The following is an 18,725-nucleotide window of genomic DNA, read 5'->3' as shown; positions in this document are numbered from 1 at the left end:
GCGCCGCCGCTCCGGCGGCTACAGGGTGCCGAAGTGCGGCCGCAGTGCCGCGTACAGCGCGCGGAAGCGCGCATGGCGCGAGCGGTGCGCCGGTGCCGCGGCGGCATCGGGCATGAAGCGCTGCCGCAGCGGCGGCGTGCGGCAGACCGACGCGGCGCTGCCGCCATCTGCCAGCCAGGCCAGCCGCGCCGCGCCCAGCGCGCCACCGGCCTCGCCACCTTCGGCCAGGGCCAGCGGCACCTCGAGGATATCGGCCAGCAATTGGCTCCACCAGGCGCTGCGCGCGCCACCGCCGACCAGCAGCAGCTCGCCGGTCGGGCGCTCCAGCGTGTCCAGTCCGTCGCGCAGTCCCAGGCTCACGCCCTCGACCACGGCATAGGCGATGTCGGCCGGTCCATGCGCGTGGGTCAGGCCATGGAGCACGCCCTGGGCCTGCGCATCGTTGTGCGGGGAGCGCTCGCCGGCCAGGTAGGGCAGGAACAAGGGCGCGCGCCCACGCTGTGCCGGCGTCAGCGTGGCGGCCGCCGCCAGCAGGGCCGGCTCGTCGGCGAAGCCGAAGCAGCGCGCGGCCCAGGCCACCGCGCTGGCGGCCGACAGCATCACCGACATCTGGTGCCAGCGCTGCGGCAGCGCATGGCAGAAGGCATGCACCGCCGCTTCCGGCCGGGGCGCGAAATGCGCGCCCGAGACGAAGATCACGCCCGAGGTGCCGAGCGAGACGAAGCCCTGCCCCGGCTCGATCAGTCCCATGCCGACCGCGCTGGCCGCGTTGTCGCCGCCGCCACCGGCCAGCGGGATGCCCGGTCGCAGGCCCCAGCGCTCGGCCAGCGCCGGCAGCAGGTGCGCCGCCACCGCGTCGCCCTCGACCAGCCGCGGCATGTGATGGCGCGCGAGTCCGGTGGCGCCGAGCAGTTCGTCGGACCAGTCGCGCCGCCCGACATCGAGCCACAGCGTGCCGGAGGCATCGGACATCTCGCTGACGGCCTCGCCCGAGAGTCGCAGTCGCAGCCAGTCCTTGGGCAGCAGCACGCGCCGCGTGCGCGCGAACAGTTCGGGCTCGTGCTCGCGCACCCACAGCAGCTTCGGCGCCGTGAAGCCCGGCATCGCCAGGTTGCCGGCGATCTCGCCCAGGCGCGGCACGGCGGCAGCGAGCGCTTCGCATTGCGCGGCGCTGCGGCCGTCGTTCCAGAGGATGGCCGGGCGCAGCACGACATCGTCGGCATCGAGCAGCACCGCGCCGTGCATCTGGCCCGACAGGCCGATGGCGCGCACCGTCGCCAGGGCCTCGGCATGCGTGGCGCGCAATGCCGTCATCACCGTCTCCAGCGCCTCCCACCATTGCGCCGGGTCCTGTTCCGACCACAGCGGTCGTGGCCGGCTCACCGTCAGTGGAGCGCGCGCCACCGCGACGATGCGGTGGTCGTCCGCCAGCAGCAGCGCCTTGAGTTCGGAAGTGCCCAGGTCGAGTCCGAGATACATGCCGTCGTGGTCCTTGGTTGCGAAGAAAAGCCCGGGGGGGGTCAGCGGTCGCCGCCGAAGCGGCTGTCGGCCTGGCGCCGGAATTCGCTCGGCGTCATGCCCTTGACCTCCAGGAAGCGCCGGTTGAAATTGGCGACGTTGTTGAAGCCGACCTGATAGCAGATGTCGGTCACGAAGTGCTCGGTCTGCATCAGCAGGTGGCAGGCGTTGTTGATGCGCACCCGGTTGACGAAGTCGGTGAAGTTGTTGCCGGTCGAGCGCTTGAAGTAGCGACTGAAGCGGCTCTCGCTCATGCCCAGTTCGGCGGCGATGTCGGCCAATGCGATCGGCTCGGCCAGGTGGTCGGTGATGCGCGTGACGATGGCGTTGATGCGGTCGCCCTCGGCATCGCCCTCGGCGCCCCGCATCTGCACGCTCGACAGCAGCCGGTAGTCGTTGCATTCGGCCAGATCGGCCAGGAACTCGCAGAACGCCGCCAGCCGCCGCAGCCCGTGCGTGCCCTTCACGCGCGTCCAGTGGTCCCGGGCCTGCGTCGAGAGGCCGAAGAACTCGATGCCGTGCCGGGCCCGCTCCAGCAGGTGCGTGACGCCGGCGAGCTCGGGTATCTGCGCTGCGGCCTGCATCGCCGGTTCGTGGCGGAACTGGATCACCAGATCGCGCGCGACGACGCCGGCCTCGGGCATGTCCAGCGAGATCCAGTTGTGCGGCAGGCGCGGCCCGCACAGCACCAGGTGGCCGGGCTGGAACGGACCGATCCAGTCGCCGACGAAGGCCTTGCCGGAGGTCTCGGTGATGAGGTGCAGCTCGTACTCGTCGTGGCAGTGCCAGCGCGCCAGCGGACTCGGGAAGCCATGCGCGAGGCAGCGGATCCAGCCGGCCTCGCCGGAGGTCTCGTAGCCCAGCGCCGGCGAGCGCGCGAGGTCGTGCTCGACCTCGGGCTGGCGCTGGCGTGGGGTGGCTCTGGAACGGACGATGGACATGGACGGCGGATTCGACGAGTCGAACGGAGGGGTTCGGGCACTCAGCCCATGACGCTACCACCACCGGCATCGGCCGTCGCCGCCACGAACGCGTCGACCCGTTCGACGGCGCGCCGCACGGCATCGACCAGCCGGGTGTCGCCGGCCAGCTCGCCCCACAGCGCCGTGTCGGCGCAGAAGGCGGCGACCGGATCGGCGGCTTCGCACAGCGCATGCGCGGCCGCCGGGTCCATGCCCTGGTCCTGGTACGCATAGGGCAGCGCGCCCCGGTGCCAGCGCTGCAGGAAGGCCAGGAACAGCGCCGGCAGCATCGCCACGGCATCGATCGACTCGCCGCGCGCCAGGCGCTCGCGGATGGTCGGCGCGATGAAGCCCGGGATCTTGGAGAAGCCGTCGGCCGCCACGCGCTGGTTGGTGTCGCGGATGGCCGGGTTGCCGAAGCGGTCGAGCACCACGTCGCGATAGGTCGGCAGGTCGACCGGGCTGGGCGCGCCGGGCGTGCCCAGCACCGGGATCACGTCGTCGGTGACGTAGTCGTGGGCCATCTTGCGGATGGCGGGCGTGTGCGTGCCCTCGTGGATGAACTGCAGCCCGACCAGCGTGCCGGCCCACGCGATGCAGCTGTGGGTGGCGTTGAGCAGACGGATCTTGGCTTCCTCGTAGGGCTGGACCGAATCGACCAGCTGCACGCCCACCGTTTCCCAGGCCGGCCGGCCGGCGATGAAATCGTCCTCGATGACCCACTGGATGAAGCTCTCCCCGGTGACCGGCGCGGCATCGTCCCAGCCGGTGGCGGCGCGCACGCGCTCGCGCAGTTCCGGCGGCGGGCGCGGCGTGATGCGGTCGACCATGGCGTTCGGGCTGGTGGTGTTCGCTGCAACCCAGTCGCGCAGGCCGGTGTCGCCCGCGCGCTCGATGAACTCCAGCAGGCCGCCGCGAAAGCGCTCGCCGTTGTGGCGCAGGTTGTCGCAGTTGAGCAGCGTCACGGGACCGGCGCCGGCCGCGCGGCGCTGGCGCAGGATGGCGCAGACCGCGCCATAGAGCGTCTGGCCGGGCTCGCCGCGACGGGCGCGCTCGATATCGGCGGCCAGGTCGGCGAAGCCCAGGTCGAGCCGGTGCGCGGCATCGAGGTAGTAGCCCGCCTCGGTGACGGTGAAGGAAATGATGCGCGTGGCCGGATCGGCCCCCAGCGCGATCACCGAGGCCAGGTCGCTCTCGAACGGCAGCACCTCGCGGATCGACTCGATGCGCTGGTAGCGCACCTCGCCGGCGGGCGAGATCGTCTCCAGCGTGTAGCGCCCGCCCTGGGCGCGCAGGGCGTCGAGCACCTCGGTCATGTCGGGACGGATGTTGGCGCCGGCGAGCGACCAGCGGGTGTCGCCCCGCTCGTGCAGCGCCTGCAGGTAGACCGCCTGATGCGCGCGATGGAACGATCCCAGGCCCAGATGCAGGATCCGGGCGGCCGGCGCCGCGCCGGGAGGCGACGCCGCCGTGGAGGCAGCCGGGGCGGAGGAAGGGGATGTGGAGGAAGTGGAAGCGGTGGAGTTCACGTCGGCGGTCCGTCGAAGGTCGGGGGGCGGGTGGAGTCAGGCGGTGGCGGAGAGCGCGCGGCCGTCGCGGCCGAACAGGTGCAGCACCGAGGGATCGAGCTCGACGCCCACGGCATCGCCTTCCTGCAGCGTGGTGCGATCGTTCTGGCGCGAGATCAGCGGCACGCCGGCGACATCGACGTGGATCAGCGTGTCCGCGCCCAGGGCCTCGATGAGCTCGACCCGGCCGGGCACGCCCGCGCCATGGCCGGGGTGCACGCGCAGGCCTTCGGGCCGCACGCCCAGGAAGCCGTCGACCGGCAGGCGCCCGCCGGTCTGCTGCGAGAAGCTGGGAATCGCCTTGGCTTCCACCATGTTCATCGACGGCATGCCGATGAACTGGGCCACGAACTGGTTGACCGGATGGTCGTAGAGCTCCATGGGCGTGCCGACCTGCTCGATCAGGCCGTCGCGCAGGACCACCACGCGATCGGCCAGCGTCATGGCCTCGACCTGGTCGTGCGTGACATAGATGCTGGTGGCGCCGAGCGCGACGTGCAGCTTGTGGATCTCGACCCGGGTGTTGCCGCGCAGGGCGGCATCGAGGTTGGACAGGGGCTCGTCGAACAGGAACACCTTGGGCGCGCGCACGATGGCGCGGCCGATGGCCACGCGCTGGCGCTGGCCGCCGGACAGCTCCTTGGGCGTGCGGTCGAGGTACTGGGTCAGGTTGAGCTGCCGGGCCGCGTACTCGACCTTCTTCCTGATCTCGTCCTTGGCCACGCCGGCGAGCTTGAGGGCGAAGGACATGTTGTCCGCCACGCTCATGTGCGGATAGAGGGCATAGCTCTGGAACACCATCGCCAGGTCGCGCTTGCCCGAGGGCGTGTTCGTGATGTCGCGGCCGTCGAGCATCAGTTGCCCGCCGGTGACCGGCTCCAGCCCGGCGATGAGCCGCAGCAGGGTCGACTTGCCGCAGCCCGACGGACCGACGAAGACGATGAACTCGCCCTTTCGGATCTCCAGGTCGACGCCGCGGATGATGTGGGCGTCGCCGAAGCTCTTGTTGATGCCCCTGAGTTCGAGGTAGGCCATGGATTGCTCCTGTGTTCGTTTCGTTGATGGACACCGCGCCGCCCGGATGTTTTGCCGGGGCTGCCGCGGAACCGGCTTTGCCGGGCCGCCGGCAGCGCCCCCGGCGAGGGGGTTGGCGCAGCGACACGCAGTGCGCGAAGCCTGGGGGCGTGTCTACTTCACGGCGCCGAAGGTGAGGCCCTGGACGAGCTGCTTCTGGCTGAACCAGCCGAACACCACGATCGGCGCGATGGCCATCAGCGAGGCGGCCGACAGCTTGGCCCAGAACAGGCCCTCGGGGCTGGAGTAGGAGGCGATCAGCGTGGCCAGCGTGCCGGCCTTGGCCGAGCTCAGGTTGAGCGCCCAGAACGACTCGTTCCAGCTCAGCACCAGGCACAGCAGGCCGCAGGACGCCAGGCCACCGACCGACAGCGGCAGCACCACGTGGCGGAACTCGGTCCACAGGCTGGCGCCGTCCATGCGCGCGGCCTCCAGGATCTCGTTGGGGATGTCCTTGTAGCTGGAGTACAGCATCCACACCATGATCGGCAGGTTCGACAGCGTGAAGACCACCGTCAGCGCCGTGAGCGAGTCCAGCAGGCCGGTGCTCTGCGCCAGCACGTAGATCGGCATCAGCGCGCCGACGGCCGGCATCATCTTGGTCGACAGCATCCACATCAGGATGTCGCGCGTGCGCCGGGTGCGGAAGAAGGCCATCGAATAGGCCGCCGGCGCGGCGATCAGCAGGCCGATGAGGGTCGAGCCCAGGCTGGTGATCAGCGAGTTGCGCGCGTACAGCAGGTAGTCGCTGCGCCGCTGCACCTCGCTGAAGTTGTCCAGCGTCGGCTCGAAGACGAACAGCGGTGGCACGTGGATCGCCTGCAGCTCGGTCTTGAAGGCCGTCAGGAACAGCCAGCCGAGCGGGAAGAACAGCAGCAGCGCCGCGGCCCAGGCGCCGATCGTGCGCAGGGTGGTCAGGAGAGGATTGCTTTGCATGGTGGTGCGCCTCAGTCGAGGTTCTTGCCGACGATGCGGATGAGGAACACCGCCACGATGTTGGCCAGCACCACCGCGAACAATGCGCCGGCCGACGCCACGCCGACGTCGAAGTTCATCAGCGACTGCTTGAAGATCATGTAGGTGAGGTTGGTGCTCTCGTTGCCGGGTCCGCCGTTGGTGGTGATGGCGATCTCGGCGAACACGCTCAGCAGGAAGATCATCTCGATCATGATCACCACCGCCATCGGCCGGCCCAGATGCGGGATGGTCAGGTAGAAGAAGCGCTGCGGCGCGGTGGCTCCGTCCATGCGGGCGGCCTCCATCTGCTCGCGGTCGAGCGACTGCAGCGAGGTGATGAAGATCAGGCAGGCGAAAGGCAGCCACTGCCAGGCCACCATGATGATCACCGACAGCAATGGCACGTCGGTCAGCCAGTCGACCGGCGTGAGGCCGAGACTTCGCCAGAGGTCGGCCAGCACGCCGTAGATCGGATTCATCATCATGTGCTTCCACAGCAGCGCGTTGACCGCCGGCATGACGAAGAACGGCGAGATCAGCAGCACCCGCACGATGCCCCGGCCCGGGAACGGCTCGTTGACCAGCAGCGCCAGCAGCACGCCCAGCACCACCGTGATGGCGATCACGCTGCCGATGAGCACCAGCGTGTTGGTCACCGCCGGCCAGAAGTCCGGGTCGGTGATGAAGTAGTGGAAGTTGTCGATGCCGGCGAACGCGTGCTCGCCGGGCTGCATGAGGTTGTAGTTGACGAGCGAGAAGTACAGCGTCATGAGCAGCGGCACGATCATCCAGAGGAAGAGCGTGGCCACCGCCGGCGCCATGAGCGCGCGGGGCAGGAGTCGTTTCATGGAGAAATCCCGAACGGTCAAGAGGGATGCAGGCGCGGGCTGCCGCGGAACTGGCTTGGCCAGGCCGCAGTCAGCGCCCCCGGCGGGGGGGGTGGGCGAAGCGACACGCAGTGCGCGCAGCCTGGGGGGTTATTTGTAGTACCCGCCCTTTTTCATCTCGCGCTCGGCCGTCGTCTGCGAGGTCTTGAGCGCCTGCTCGACCGTGACCTTGCCCGAGAGGGCCGCGCTCATCTGCTGGCCCACCGCCACGCCGATGGCCTGGAACTCCGGAATCGCCGCGTACTGCACGCCGACGTAGGGAGACTTGGGCAATGTGCTGTCGGTCAGGTTGGCGGTGTCGATGGCCTTCTTCTCCTCGACGGCGAACCTGGCGACCTTCTGGAACTCGGGGTTCGCGTAGGTCGACTTGCGCGTGCCGGTGGGCACCTGCGCCCAGCCCTGCTCCTTGGCGACCAGCTGGACATAGTCCTTGGAGGTCGCCCAGCGGACGAAGGTCTGCGCTGCGGCGGCCTTGGTCGAGCTCGCCGGGATCGCCAGGTTCCACGACCACAGCCAGTTCGCGCCCTTGGGCGTCACGGCGGTGGGAGCCTGGGCGAAGGCCACCTTGTCGGCCACCTTCGACTGCTTGGGATCGGCGATGAAGGAAGCCGCGATCGTCGCGTCCACCCACATGCCGCACTTGCCTTCGTTGAACAGCGCCAGCGTCTCGTTGAAGCTGTTGGCCGACACGCCGGGCGGGCCATAGCTCTTCATCAGATCGACGTAGAAGGTGATGGCCTCCTTCCAGGGCTGGGTGTCGATCTGCGGCTTCCAGGCCATGTCGAACCACTGGCCGCCGTAGGTGTTGACCAGCGTGGTCAGGAAGGCCATGTTGTCGCCCCAGCCCGGCTTGCCGCGCAGGCAGATGCCATAGACGCCGGCCTTGGGATCGTGGATCTTGGCCGCGAGGTCCTTCACCTGGGTCCAGGTCGGGCGCTCGGGCATCTTGAAGCCGGCCTTGTCGGCCAGGTCCTTGCGGTACATGAGCATGGAGCTCTCGCCATAGAACGGCGCGGCGTAGAGCTTGCCCTCGTACGACAGGCCGTTGCGGATGGCCGGCAGCAGGTCGTCGACGTCATAGGCGGCGTCGGTGGTGATGGGCGTGAGCCAGCCCTTCTTGGACCAGATCGGCGCCTCGTACAGGCCGATCGTCATGACGTCGAACTGGCCACCCTTGGTGGCGATGTCGGTCGTCACGCGCTGGCGCAGCGTGCCCTCCTCCAGCGTCACCCACTTGAGCTTGATGTCGGGATTGGCCTTCTCGAAGAAGGGCGTGAGCTTCTGCATCTCGATCATGTGGCCGTTGTTGACGGTGGCGATGACCAGCTCGGTGGCGGCGTGGGCGAAGCCCATGCCGGCGAATGCGAGCGCCAGGCCCGTCTTGAGAAAACGCTTCATGATGTGTCTCCTGAGTTCACACGACCGCGGCCGGCCGTCGAAGCGAATTCTGTCGATCCCCTCCCGCGCCCTTGGTACGCCAAGCAATCGCTTCGATACTTTCTTGCATCGAATGGGGGGTGAATTCCCTAGATCCGGCAACACAGGATGCTGATGGGCCGGATGTGTATCGGTCCTCCCCCCACCCGTCGGGACGAAAAAAAAGCCGCTGTCGCGGCTTTCCCGATCTCAGCGCAGACGCGCGAGCAATCCGGCGGTCGAGGGATCGAGCCCCCCGGCCTTGCCCGAGACGAGCCGTCCCTCGATGTCGCGCGCGAGCACCTTGCCCAGTTCCACGCCCCATTGGTCGAAGCTGTTGATGCCCCACAGCGCGCCGCTGGTGAACACGCGGTGCTCGTACAGGGCGAGGAAGGCGCCCAGCGCCTCGGGCGTGAGCTGCTCGAAGACGAAGAAGGTGCTGGGCCGGTTGCCCGGGAAGTCGCGGTGGCCACCGGCGTCGGCCTTGCCGGTCATGAGCGCCTGTGCCTGCGCCAGCGCGTTGGCCAACAGCTTGACGTGATGGCCTTCCAGGTCGTGGGCCGCATCGCGCACGGCGATGAATTCCAGCGGGATCACATCCGTGCCCTGGTGCAGCATCTGGAAATACGCATGCTGGCCATTGGTGCCGGGTTCGCCCCACAGCACCGGCGACGTCCCGAAGGGCAGCGCCGCGCCGCTGGCGTCGACCCGCTTGCCATTGCTCTCCATCTCCAGCTGCTGCAGGTAGGCCGGCAGGCGGCCCAGCGCGCTGTGGTACGGCGCGATGCCGCGGCTGGTGAAGCCATGGAAGTTGCGATACCAGATGTCGAGCAGGCCGAGCCGGACGGGCAGGTTGCGTTCCAGCGGCGCGGTGCGGAAGTGCTCGTCCATGGCATGCGCGCCGGCCAGCAGGGCCCGGAAGTTGTCGCCGCCGATGGCCAATGCGATGGGCAGTCCGATCGACGACCACAGCGAATAGCGGCCACCGACCCAGTCCCAGAAGCCGAAGGTGCGCTCGATGCCGAACTCGCGCGCGGCCTCGACGTTGGTGGTGAGCGCGGCGAAGTGCCGCGCCACGTCGAGCCCGCCCGAGCGCTGGAACCAGTCCCTGGCCGAGCGGGCGTTGGCCATCGTCTCGGCGGTGGTGAAGGTCTTGGAGGCGATCAGGAACAGGGTGTGTTCGGGTGCCAGGTCCTTCAGCACACCGGCGAGTTCGTGGCCATCGACGTTGGAGACGAAGTGGAAGCGCCTGCCCGGCGCCACCAGGGCGTCGAGCGCGCGCACCACCATCTGCGGCCCCAGGTCGGAGCCGCCGATGCCGATGTTCACCACGTCGGTGATGGTGGCGTCGGCGCGCACCTGCTCGACATAGGCGAGCATGGCCTCGAGCGTCGCGTGCACCTCGGCGAGTTCGCCGCGGATGCCCCGGGCCACCGGCGCATCGGCTGGCGCGCGCAGCAGGAAGTGCATCACGGCCCGGTCCTCGGTCGCGTTGATGCGCTCGCCGGCGAACATGGCGTCGCGGTGCGCCTCGAGGCCGGCCTCGCGCGCGAGCTCGAGCAGCAGGTCCTCGGTCGGCGCGTCGATCAGGTTCTTCGACAGGTCGGCGAAGACGTGCGGCGCCGTCTGGCTGAAGCGCCCGAAGCGTGCCGGATCGGCGGCCAGCGCCTCGCGCACGTCGAAGTCGCGCCCGGTGGTCGCGAAGCGGGCCTGCAGCCGGCTCCAGGCGGCGGTGCGGTCGCAGCGCACGCGGGACGCGACGGCCGAGGGTGGATGCGGGGCGGCGGGGTCGATCACACGGTCTCCATGAGTTGTTCGAGCTTGATGGCATCGACCGCGAAGGCGCGGATGCCTTCGGCCAGCTTCTCCGTCGCCATCGCGTCCTCGTTGAGGGCGAAGCGGAATGCCGGCTCGTCGAGCGTGACGGGCGCGATGTCGCGGCCACGCGCCGCCTCGGCATCGAGCGCGTGCGCGAGCGGCGCGTCGCTGGCGGCGAGCACGGCCAGCAGGTCGGGACTGATGGTGAGCAGGTCGCAGCCCGCGAGCGCGGCGATCTGGCCGACGTTGCGGAAGCTCGCGCCCATCACCTCGGTGGCGATGCCGTGGCGCTTGTAGTAGTCGAAGATCTGCCGCACCGACTTCACGCCCGGGTCGTTGTCGCCGGCGTTCGCCGCCTCGTCCCAGTTCGCGCCGGCGGACTTCTTGTACCAGTCGTAGATGCGCCCGACGAAGGGCGAGATCAGCTTCACGCCAGCGGCACCGCAGGCCACCGCCTGGGCGAAGGAGAACAGCAGCGTGAGGTTGGTGTGGATGCCACGGGCCTCCAGGATGCGTGCCGCCTCGATGCCTTCCCAGGTCGCGGCGATCTTGATGAGCAGGCGCTTCTCGGTGTCGATGCCTTCGGCGCGATAGAGCGCGACGATGCGGTCGGCGCGCGCCACGGTGGCGGCGGTGTCGAAGCTCAGGCGCGCATCGATCTCGGTGGAGACACGGCCCGGGACCAGCGACAGGATCTCGGTGCCGAAGCGCACCAGCAGCCGGTCGACGACCTCGTCGATCGACTTGCCCTTGTGCAGCCCGACCGCCTCGTCGAGCAGGGGTCGGTAATCGGACTTCTGCACGGCCTTCAGGATCAGCGACGGATTGGTCGTGGCGTCCTGGGGCTTGAACTGGGCGAGTTGGCGAAAGTCACCGGTGTCGGCGACCACGGTGGTCCATTGACGGAGGGCATCGAGTTGATTCATGGGAACCATTATCTCGTCGGGGAACTACGGCTCGTAGGGTTTGTGGCTGACGATAGAGCGTCGCAGAGGTCCTCTACAGTCGCAGTCCAGCCAAGTTCCCGGAGGAATTCCAATGACATCGCGCCAGCGTCCCACGCTCTCCCCCCGCACCGCAGCCCCGTCCGCCGGCGGCTTCGACGATCGTCGCTTCAGCGCTTCCATCGGAACGCTCGCGACGGCCTTCTGCGTCGGCAGCGTGCTGGCCCTGGCGGTGCTGGGCACGGCGCGGGTGGCGCGCGCCCAGGTCCAGACGCCCGCCGGCCCGGCCGATGGCGCGCCGCTGATGCGCGCGCCGCTGCAGGCCGTGGCACCGGTCGACCTGAAGCGCTATGCCGGCGTCTGGCACGAACAGGCCCGCCTGCCCAATCGGTTCCAGAAGAAATGCACGGGTGCGGTCACGGCGCAATACACGCCGCTGGCCGACGGAACGGTGGAAGTGCGCAATGTCTGCGAGGTGGCCGGTGGCGTCGACGAATCGGTCGGTGTCGCCCGCGTCGTGCCGGTGGCGGGCCAGCCGGGCGCCGGACGCCTGGAGGTCCGTTTCGCTCCCGAATGGCTGTCCTGGCTGCCGATGGTCTGGGGCGACTACTGGATCCTCAAGCTCGACCGCGACTACGAGGTGGCGCTGGTCGGGACACCCGACCGCGATTTCCTGTGGGTGCTCTCGCGTGCGCCACGGCTCGACGAGGCCACGCTGGAAGCCCAGCTGGACTATGCCCGCACACTGGGCTTCGATGTCGACCGGGTGATCCGGCACCGCTAGCGCCGGTGGGGCGCTCCGGGCTCACATCGTGCTTCGGTGGGGAATGCGGGAGAGCTCGAGATGGCGCAGCACGTGCGTCGACAGCGTGGCGGGAGAGGTGCAGTGGATGGCCTGCCAGCCCTGCGCGCGCGCGGCTTCGACATTGGCCGGCATGTCGTCGATGAAGAGCGTGCGCGATGGCTCCAGGTCGTACTGCCAGGCCAGCATCTGATAGACGTCGCCATCCGGCTTGATGAGCTTCACGTCGCCCGAGAAGATGCCGCCGTCGAACCACTGGAAGAACGAGAAGCGTCGCTCCAGCGCTCGCGCATATGGAACGGGCATGTTCGACAGGTAATAGAGCCGGATCCGCTCGCCCGCCGAGCGACGGTCGCGCAGGGTCGAGAGCAACTCCACGCTGGTGTCGATCGGCATCAGATGCTCGCCCAACAGCGCGACGAAGTCGTGCAGTCGATCGGGCGGCAACGACAGGCGCTCGGCCGTGCGGGCGACGACATCGTCGATGCCGCAGATGCCGCAGTCGAAGTTCTGCCAGTCCTGGTGATGGAAGAAGGCCCGGGCAAGCACGCGCGCGGCATCCATGTCTGGCGCACGCTCCGGAAAATGGGTCTGCAGCAATAGGGCGGGCTCCCATCCGATGACGACGGCGCCCAAGTCGAAAACGATGTTCATGTCGGGTCGATTGTTTCACGTGCCGCCCTCCCGACAGCCGCGTGGGCGACTGTATCGAGAGAGGATTTCCATCACGCATGGCGATATCGGCCGGGGTCGCGGCACCCTTTAAAGTCAGGCCTCGTCAGTATTCACTCCTCCACCTACGGACTTGCATTCATGAGCTTCGATCTCGTTCTCTTCGGCGGCACCGGCGATCTCGCCTGGCGCAAACTGATGCCCGCGCTGTTCCAGGCCTTCCGGCACGGCAGCCTGCCCGAAGGCGGACGCATCATCGGCGTGGCGCGCGACGACCTCTCGGACGATGCCTATCGCGAGCTCATCCAGTCCCGCTTCGATGCCGTCGAGGGCGCCAAGCGTCCGAACGCGGAAGAGTTCAAGAAATTCGCGGCGATGCTGCATTTCCTGCGCATGGACCTCTCGAAGCCGGACGACTACGCCCGCCTCTCGGCCCTGCTGGAGGCCCGCAACGCCGACACGGTCGTGATGTACGTCGCCACCGCGCCGGCACTGTTCACGCAGGTGGTCGAGCAGATCGCCGCCGCCAACCTCAACACCCCCAGGACACGCGTGGTGCTCGAGAAGCCGCTGGGTCACGACCTGGCATCCAACCGGGCCATCAACGACGCCGTGGGCAAGGTGCTCAACGAGCGCCAGGTCTTCCGGATCGATCACTATCTGGGCAAGCCATCGGTCCAGAACCTGTTCGCGATGCGCTTCGGCAATGCGCTGTTCGAGCCGATCTGGCGCCGCGAGCACATCGCCAACATCCAGATCACGATCGCCGAAGACCTGGGCGTGGAAAAGCGCGGCGCCTTCTACGACCAGACCGGCGCCCTGCGCGACATGGTGCAGAACCATGCGTTGCAACTGGTCTGCGCCATCGCCATGGAACCGCCGATCAACGCGCATGCCGATGCGCTGCGCGACGAGAAGCTCAAGGTCCTGCGCTCGCTCAAGCCCTGGACGTCCGAGACACTCGGCCTGCATGCGATCCGCGGCCAGTACACGGCCGGCACGGCCTATGGCGAGCGCGTCAAGGGTTACCTCGACGAGCCCGGCATCGATCCACAGAGCCGCACCGAGACCTTCGTCGCGCTGCGGGCCGAGATCGCCAATTGGCGCTGGGCCGGTGTGCCGTTCTACATCCGCACCGGCAAGCGCCTGGCATCGCGCGATGCACGGATCGAGATCAATTTCAGGCCGACGCCACACGCGATCTTCCGCGCGCCGGCCGGCGCCGTGAACAAGCTGGTCATCAACCTGCAGCCCAAGGACGGCCTCGAACTCCACCTGCTCGCCCAGGCCCAGAACAACCGCAAGCGCTCCAACGGCGACGCCGCTCCGCCCCTGGCGCCGGTGCAGCTCGACCTGGATTTCGACAAGCGTTTCGGCAGCGAGCGCGTCGGCGCGTACGAACGCCTGCTGCTCGACGTCATCGATGGACGGCTCAATCTGTTCGTGCGCAGCGACGAGCAGGAGGAAGCCTGGCGCTGGGTGGAGCCTTTGATCGACAGTTGGAATGCCGATGGCGGTCCGCGTCCCTATGCGGCGGGTACCTGGGGACCAAGCGCATCGAGCGCCATGATCGCGCGCGATGGTTTTGCCTGGAGCGAGGAACAGTAGAAGCATCGAGGGCCGTCTTCCGGCAGGCATCTGCTGGAAGACGGCATGTTCGTTTGCCCTCGCACACGAGGAAAAGGCCCCCTGACTCACGTCAGGGGGCCTTTTCAGGTCTTCAGATCGAACTGGCTTGCGCCAGTGTCAGATCAGAAAGCGTGACGAACGCCGAACTCGTAGCCGGTCACGCTGTTCTTGGCATCGCCGCCGGTCGTCAGACCGGTGATGGCGGTACCCGAACCGCCAGCGGCCAGGCCGAGAGCGTAGCCGTTCTTGCTGGTTTGACGAGCAACGGTCGTGTACAGGGCGGTGCGCTTCGACAGGTTGTGGACATAGCCCAGAGCCAGCTTGGCAGCCTTGGGGTCGTTGCCGAAGGCTTCTTGGTCGCGCTTGACGGCCGAGTAAGCGATCTTGATGACACCAGCGCCGATCGGGGCTTGCGCGCCGAGCAGGTAGCCGCGTTGCTTGTCTTCACGCGAAGCGATCGTCGTGAAGGCTTGCTCGAAGCGGACGTCGCTCAGTTCGCCGAACAGCTTGACCATGCCGAAGTCATACGAAGCGCCCAGGTTCAGGGTGCGGACTTCGGGGTTGGTGAAAGCCAGCGAAGCGGCATTCGTTGCGCCCTTGCTTTCGCCGTAGGCGAGAGCGACGTCCAGCGGGCCATTGGCGTAACCAACGCGACCACCTGCGTACTGACCCGAACGGCCAGCCAGCTGTTGAGCTGCCGTGGTCGTGCCGGTGGTGTTCTCAGCCAGGGCGTACATGGCCTGACCGTAGAAGCCGCCGAGGTTCGAAGGCAGGAAGTAGCCGATCGAGTTGCTGGCGCGAACTTGGTTCGGGTTGGCAGCGAAGCCGGAAGCGCTGTTCAGAGCGGTGAACACGACGTTGGCGCCGACACCCACGGCACCGAACGGGCTGAAGACGTCATCGTTGTGGTGCGTCGGGGTCAGATCGCGACCGAGACGGACTTCACCGAAGTTGCCCGACAGGCTGACCGTCGAACGACGACGGAAGTCGAAACCGCCGGTGCTGAGCTGACCGGCCGTGCCGTCGTCGTTGCCCAGAGCGCCTTCGAGCCAGAAGCTGGCTGCGAGGCCGCCGCCGAGGTCTTCAACGCCACGGAAACCGAGGCGGCTGGAGTTCAGGCCGGAGTTGCCCATGTAGGTGCGGCTGGCGCCACCGTTGCTGCCGGAGATGTGACCGACGGAAGCGTCAACGATACCGAACAGGGTGACCGACGACTGAGCCGATGCGGCGCCGGCGGCAGCCAGGACGGCCAGGGCGACGAGGGATTTTTTCATTGCGAGTTTCTCCAAGGTTAAACATAGGGCTCCGGTGCAGAGGGTTCACCGTGCTTGGCACGTTGTGCTCCCACCGGACCCAGGGCCAACCTCCTTTTGGGAAGTTGTGTCTATTGCACCAGAGCCGTTCGAGCAGAGCAAAAGAATTCACTTGAAATGTCGAACAGGGCGCGCGTTATGTTGCACCAGTGCAACATCGATCCAACCCCGTTCCCCGCATCGCGCATCCATAACGCCCGCTGTCTGAGGTGGGTGATTTGCGTGGCGCCAGAATGGGCTCATGCCTCATCCACTGGACCCGCTCCTGACCGCCGCCGACTCCGTGCTGCGGACCCTGTTCTCCAAGCCCCAGGGCAGCCGCCCCATGCCCCGTCCGGTAGGCCCACCGATCGGACTGAGCGCGGCCGACCGCCGAGCGGCGGGTGCCATGATGCGCGTCAACCACGTCGGCGAGATCTGCGCCCAGGCCCTCTATGTCGCGCAGGCCGCGTCGACACGCGATCCGTCCCTGCGGGCACATTTCGAGGAGGCGGCGCGCGAGGAGACCGATCACCTCGCCTGGACCCGTCAACGCCTCGACGAACTGGGCGCGCGACCTTCCCTTCTCAATCCTCTCTGGTATGCGGGCGCCTTCGGACTCGGATGCGTGGCGGGTCGGTTGGGCGACCGTCTGAGCCTGGGCTTCGTGGCCGAGACCGAGCGTCAGGTCGAAGCCCATCTGGATGGCCATCTGGGACGTCTGCCGCATGGCGACACGGCATCGCGCGCGGTCATCGTCCAGATGAAGGCCGACGAGGCCCGGCACGCGGCGGAGGCCATCGATGCCGGCGCCCAGGAACTGCCGGCGCCCGCCAAGGTCCTGATGCGTGCGGCGGCCCGGGTCATGACCACGGTCGCGCATCGCATCTGATGCCTGGCTGACCCGGCCTCAGCCTTCCACGAGGTCGAAGCTGGTCGTGATGACGGCCGTCTTGCCCAGCATGATGCTGGCCGAGCAGTAGGTGTCGTGACTCAGCGCGATGGCGCGCTCGACGGCAGCTGGCGGAATGCCCTTGCCGACGACCGTGAAGTGCATGTGGATGGACGTGAAGACCTTCGGATCGGTCTCGGCGCGCTCGCTGGTGAGCTTGACGCTGCAGCCCGTCACCAGGTGACGACCGCGCTTGAGGATCAGCACGACGTCATAGGCCGTGCAGCCTCCCGTGCCGGCCAGCACCGTCTCCATGGGACGCGGCGCCAGATTCTGCCCCCCGTTGCCGGGCTTGGCCGCATCGGGCGCCCCATCCATGACCAGGACATGTCCGCTGCCGGTCTCGGCAACGAATCCCATGGCCGATCGCGTACCCGCCGAGCCTGTCCAGCTGACCGTGCATTCCATAGCTTGAAAACTCCGAATTGATGGTGTCGGCAAAAGCCGACGGATCGCTAAATTGTGAAGGAATTACATCGCCGCTTGTTGCATCGCAACAAAGAGTCGATATACTTTATTTCATCGCACATCGATGCCCTCAGGCACCTTGTGCACCGGTTGTCTCCTCCACCCTCTCAATTGGTGGATTTAGCCCCGAGTCGCAAGACTCGGGGCTTTTTTCTTGGGTCCTCCGCTCATGACGTCTCCCGCTCTCACTCCCGCCGACTACCTGAAGAAAATTCTCACGGCCCGCGTCTACGACGTGGCGGTGGAGTCGGCACTGGAGACCGCGCACGGACTGAGCGCGCGATTGGGCAACACCGTGCTGCTCAAGCGCGAGGATCAGCAGCCGGTCTTCAGCTTCAAGCTGCGCGGCGCCTACAACAAGATGGTGCACCTGACGCCCGAGCAGCTCGCGCGAGGCGTCATCTGCGCCTCGGCCGGCAACCATGCGCAGGGTGTCGCCCTCGGCGCGCGGAAGCTCGGCACGCGCGCCGTGGTCGTGATGCCGGTGACCACGCCGCGACTCAAGGTCGATGCCGTGCGCGCGCTCGGTGGGGAAGTGCATCTGCATGGCGACAGCTATTCGGACGCCTATGCCCATGCACTCGAACAGCAGAAGCTGCTCGGCCTGACCTTCGTGCATCCGTTCGACGATCCCGATGTCATCGCGGGCCAGGGCACGATCGCGATGGAGATCCTGCGCCAGCATCAGGGTCCGCTGGACGCGGTCTTCGTGGCCATCGGGGGCGGCGGCCTCGTCGCGGGGGTGGCCAGCTACATCAAGGCCGTCCGTCCCGAGATCAAGGTGATCGGCGTGCAGATGAACGACTCCGACGCCATGATCCGCTCGGTCGAGGCCGAGACCCGCGTCGCGCTGACGGATGTCGGCCTCTTCTCCGATGGCACCGCCGTCAAGCTGGTGGGCGAGGAAACCTTCCGCCTGGCGCGCGAGCTGGTGGACGAATTCATGACGGTCGACACGGATGCCGTGTGCGCCGGCATCAAGGACGTCTTCATCGACACCCGCAGCATCGTCGAACCCGCCGGAGCGCTGGCCGTGGCTGCGATCAAGCAGTACGTCGAGACCCACGGCAAGCGTGGCGAGACCTATGCCGCGATCCTGTGCGGCGCCAACATGAACTTCGACCGGCTGCGCTTCGTCGCCGAGCGCGCCGAGGTCGGCGAGGAGCGCGAGGCACTGTTCGCAGTCACGGTGCCCGAGGAAAGGGGCAGTTTCAGACGCTTCTGCGAAGTGGTCGGCCAGTTGCCCGGCGCCTCGCGCAGCGTGACCGAATTCAACTACCGCATCAGCGATGCGAACGAAGCGCATGTCTTCGTCGGCCTCACCACGACGGCGCGTGGCGAATCAGCGACCATCGCCGCCACGTTCACGGGACATGGCTTCGCCGCCATCGACCTCACCCACGACGATCTCGCCAAGGAACACGTGCGCTACATGGTGGGTGGGCGCAGCGATCTGGCACAGGACGAACGGCTGCTGCGCTTCGTGTTCCCGGAGCGACCCGGCGCGCTGCTGAAGTTCCTGAGCCTGATGCGGCCGACCTGGAACATCAGCCTCTTCCACTATCGCAACCAGGGCGCCGACTATGGTCGCATCCTGGTGGGGCTGCAGGTGCCGCCGGAGGACCACGGCGCCTTCGACGAATTCCTCCGCACGCTCGACCTCCCGTTCGTGGAGGAGACGGCCAACCCGGCCTATCGGCTCTTCCTGCGGAAATGAGGCTGCGCCAAGCAGCAGGGACGGGCATGGCCGGGCGGACTCCGGCCCG

At 67.7% G+C, this 18,725-nt stretch carries 16 protein-coding genes; 4 read left to right on the top strand and 12 right to left on the bottom strand.

The features are described 5' to 3' along the window. Nucleotides 1-18: 18 nt before the first annotated feature. The 9 genes from xylB to tal form a co-directional block, all read right to left on the bottom strand. Complete coding sequence (xylB, locus tag AC1MLT_RS15115; RefSeq protein WP_481033013.1) at nt 19-1,479, bottom strand: xylulokinase; 1,461 nt, start codon at nt 1,477-1,479, stop codon at nt 19-21. A 41-nt stretch (nt 1,480-1,520) separates the two neighbouring features. Continuing rightward, nucleotides 1,521-2,459: an AraC family transcriptional regulator gene (locus tag AC1MLT_RS15110; protein ID WP_481033012.1), complete on the bottom strand. Its 939-nt coding sequence runs from the start codon at nt 2,457-2,459 to the stop codon at nt 1,521-1,523. Nucleotides 2,460-2,500: 41 nt separating this feature from the next. Continuing rightward, a complete protein-coding gene (gene dalD, locus AC1MLT_RS15105) occupies nt 2,501-3,913 on the bottom strand; it encodes a D-arabinitol 4-dehydrogenase (RefSeq protein WP_481035043.1) in 1,413 nt (470 codons plus the stop codon). Between the two features lie 132 nt (nt 3,914-4,045). Then, nucleotides 4,046-5,083 (bottom strand): ABC transporter ATP-binding protein, encoded by a 1,038-nt coding sequence (locus AC1MLT_RS15100; RefSeq protein ID WP_481033011.1) that lies wholly within the window; start codon nt 5,081-5,083, stop codon nt 4,046-4,048. A 153-nt stretch (nt 5,084-5,236) separates the two neighbouring features. Next, entirely contained in the window at nt 5,237-6,058 is an 822-nt protein-coding gene (locus AC1MLT_RS15095) for a carbohydrate ABC transporter permease (protein ID WP_481033010.1), read from the bottom strand. A gap of 11 nt (nt 6,059-6,069) precedes the next feature. Beyond that, entirely contained in the window at nt 6,070-6,927 is an 858-nt protein-coding gene (locus AC1MLT_RS15090) for a carbohydrate ABC transporter permease (protein WP_481033009.1), read from the bottom strand. Nucleotides 6,928-7,056: 129 nt separating this feature from the next. Continuing rightward, nucleotides 7,057-8,364, bottom strand: a complete 1,308-nt coding sequence (locus AC1MLT_RS15085) for an ABC transporter substrate-binding protein (protein ID WP_481033008.1) — start codon at nt 8,362-8,364, stop codon at nt 7,057-7,059. Nucleotides 8,365-8,592: 228 nt separating this feature from the next. After that, nucleotides 8,593-10,179 (bottom strand): glucose-6-phosphate isomerase, encoded by a 1,587-nt coding sequence (pgi, locus tag AC1MLT_RS15080; protein ID WP_481033007.1) that lies wholly within the window; start codon nt 10,177-10,179, stop codon nt 8,593-8,595. Continuing rightward, entirely contained in the window at nt 10,176-11,126 is a 951-nt protein-coding gene (gene tal / locus AC1MLT_RS15075; RefSeq protein ID WP_481033006.1) for a transaldolase, read from the bottom strand. Before tal ends, pgi begins: the two co-directional genes overlap by 4 nt. A gap of 112 nt (nt 11,127-11,238) precedes the next feature. Here tal and AC1MLT_RS15070 point away from each other — a divergent pair, with 112 nt between their 5' ends. Then, nucleotides 11,239-11,928, top strand: coding sequence for a lipocalin family protein (locus AC1MLT_RS15070; protein WP_481033005.1), 690 nt, complete (start codon nt 11,239-11,241; stop codon nt 11,926-11,928). 21 nt (nt 11,929-11,949) lie between these two features. Here AC1MLT_RS15070 and AC1MLT_RS15065 read toward each other — a convergent pair whose 3' ends face one another. Continuing rightward, entirely contained in the window at nt 11,950-12,600 is a 651-nt protein-coding gene (locus AC1MLT_RS15065) for an HAD family hydrolase (RefSeq protein ID WP_481033004.1), read from the bottom strand. Nucleotides 12,601-12,759: 159 nt separating this feature from the next. Here AC1MLT_RS15065 and zwf point away from each other — a divergent pair, with 159 nt between their 5' ends. After that, nucleotides 12,760-14,226, top strand: coding sequence for a glucose-6-phosphate dehydrogenase (gene zwf / locus AC1MLT_RS15060; protein WP_481033003.1), 1,467 nt, complete (start codon nt 12,760-12,762; stop codon nt 14,224-14,226). A 143-nt stretch (nt 14,227-14,369) separates the two neighbouring features. Here zwf and AC1MLT_RS15055 read toward each other — a convergent pair whose 3' ends face one another. Then, nucleotides 14,370-15,521, bottom strand: coding sequence for a porin (locus AC1MLT_RS15055; protein WP_481033002.1), 1,152 nt, complete (start codon nt 15,519-15,521; stop codon nt 14,370-14,372). Nucleotides 15,522-15,801: 280 nt separating this feature from the next. Here AC1MLT_RS15055 and coq7 point away from each other — a divergent pair, with 280 nt between their 5' ends. Then, a complete protein-coding gene (gene coq7, locus AC1MLT_RS15050; protein WP_481033001.1) occupies nt 15,802-16,431 on the top strand; it encodes a 2-polyprenyl-3-methyl-6-methoxy-1,4-benzoquinone monooxygenase in 630 nt (209 codons plus the stop codon). A gap of 18 nt (nt 16,432-16,449) precedes the next feature. On the opposite strand, the gene AC1MLT_RS15045 is transcribed toward coq7, so the two are convergent. Continuing rightward, complete coding sequence (locus AC1MLT_RS15045) at nt 16,450-16,899, bottom strand: OsmC family protein (protein WP_481033000.1); 450 nt, start codon at nt 16,897-16,899, stop codon at nt 16,450-16,452. A gap of 229 nt (nt 16,900-17,128) precedes the next feature. Here AC1MLT_RS15045 and ilvA point away from each other — a divergent pair, with 229 nt between their 5' ends. Beyond that, a complete protein-coding gene (ilvA, locus tag AC1MLT_RS15040; RefSeq protein ID WP_481032999.1) occupies nt 17,129-18,676 on the top strand; it encodes a threonine ammonia-lyase, biosynthetic in 1,548 nt (515 codons plus the stop codon). Nucleotides 18,677-18,725 lie beyond the last annotated feature (49 nt).

The organism is Variovorax sp. PEI5 (genome assembly GCF_056679935.1).
The sequence above is the reverse complement of the archived record's forward strand: the minus strand, read 5'-3'. Positions and strand labels throughout refer to the sequence as shown.

Coding starts and splice junctions, on each gene's coding strand:
- AC1MLT_RS15055 (WP_481033002.1), bottom strand. CDS start 15,521: ATGAAAAAATCCCTCGTCGCCCTGGCCGTCCTGGCTGCCGCCGGCGCC.
- AC1MLT_RS15085 (WP_481033008.1), bottom strand. CDS start 8,364: ATGAAGCGTTTTCTCAAGACGGGCCTGGCGCTCGCATTCGCCGGCATG.
- zwf (WP_481033003.1), top strand. CDS start 12,760: ATGAGCTTCGATCTCGTTCTCTTCGGCGGCACCGGCGATCTCGCCTGG.
- coq7 (WP_481033001.1), top strand. CDS start 15,802: ATGCCTCATCCACTGGACCCGCTCCTGACCGCCGCCGACTCCGTGCTG.
- AC1MLT_RS15070 (WP_481033005.1), top strand. CDS start 11,239: ATGACATCGCGCCAGCGTCCCACGCTCTCCCCCCGCACCGCAGCCCCG.
- xylB (WP_481033013.1), bottom strand. CDS start 1,479: ATGTATCTCGGACTCGACCTGGGCACTTCCGAACTCAAGGCGCTGCTG.
- AC1MLT_RS15065 (WP_481033004.1), bottom strand. CDS start 12,600: ATGAACATCGTTTTCGACTTGGGCGCCGTCGTCATCGGATGGGAGCCC.
- AC1MLT_RS15090 (WP_481033009.1), bottom strand. CDS start 6,927: ATGAAACGACTCCTGCCCCGCGCGCTCATGGCGCCGGCGGTGGCCACG.
- AC1MLT_RS15110 (WP_481033012.1), bottom strand. CDS start 2,459: ATGTCCATCGTCCGTTCCAGAGCCACCCCACGCCAGCGCCAGCCCGAG.
- AC1MLT_RS15100 (WP_481033011.1), bottom strand. CDS start 5,083: ATGGCCTACCTCGAACTCAGGGGCATCAACAAGAGCTTCGGCGACGCC.
- AC1MLT_RS15045 (WP_481033000.1), bottom strand. CDS start 16,899: ATGGAATGCACGGTCAGCTGGACAGGCTCGGCGGGTACGCGATCGGCC.
- AC1MLT_RS15095 (WP_481033010.1), bottom strand. CDS start 6,058: ATGCAAAGCAATCCTCTCCTGACCACCCTGCGCACGATCGGCGCCTGG.
- ilvA (WP_481032999.1), top strand. CDS start 17,129: ATGACGTCTCCCGCTCTCACTCCCGCCGACTACCTGAAGAAAATTCTC.
- tal (WP_481033006.1), bottom strand. CDS start 11,126: ATGAATCAACTCGATGCCCTCCGTCAATGGACCACCGTGGTCGCCGAC.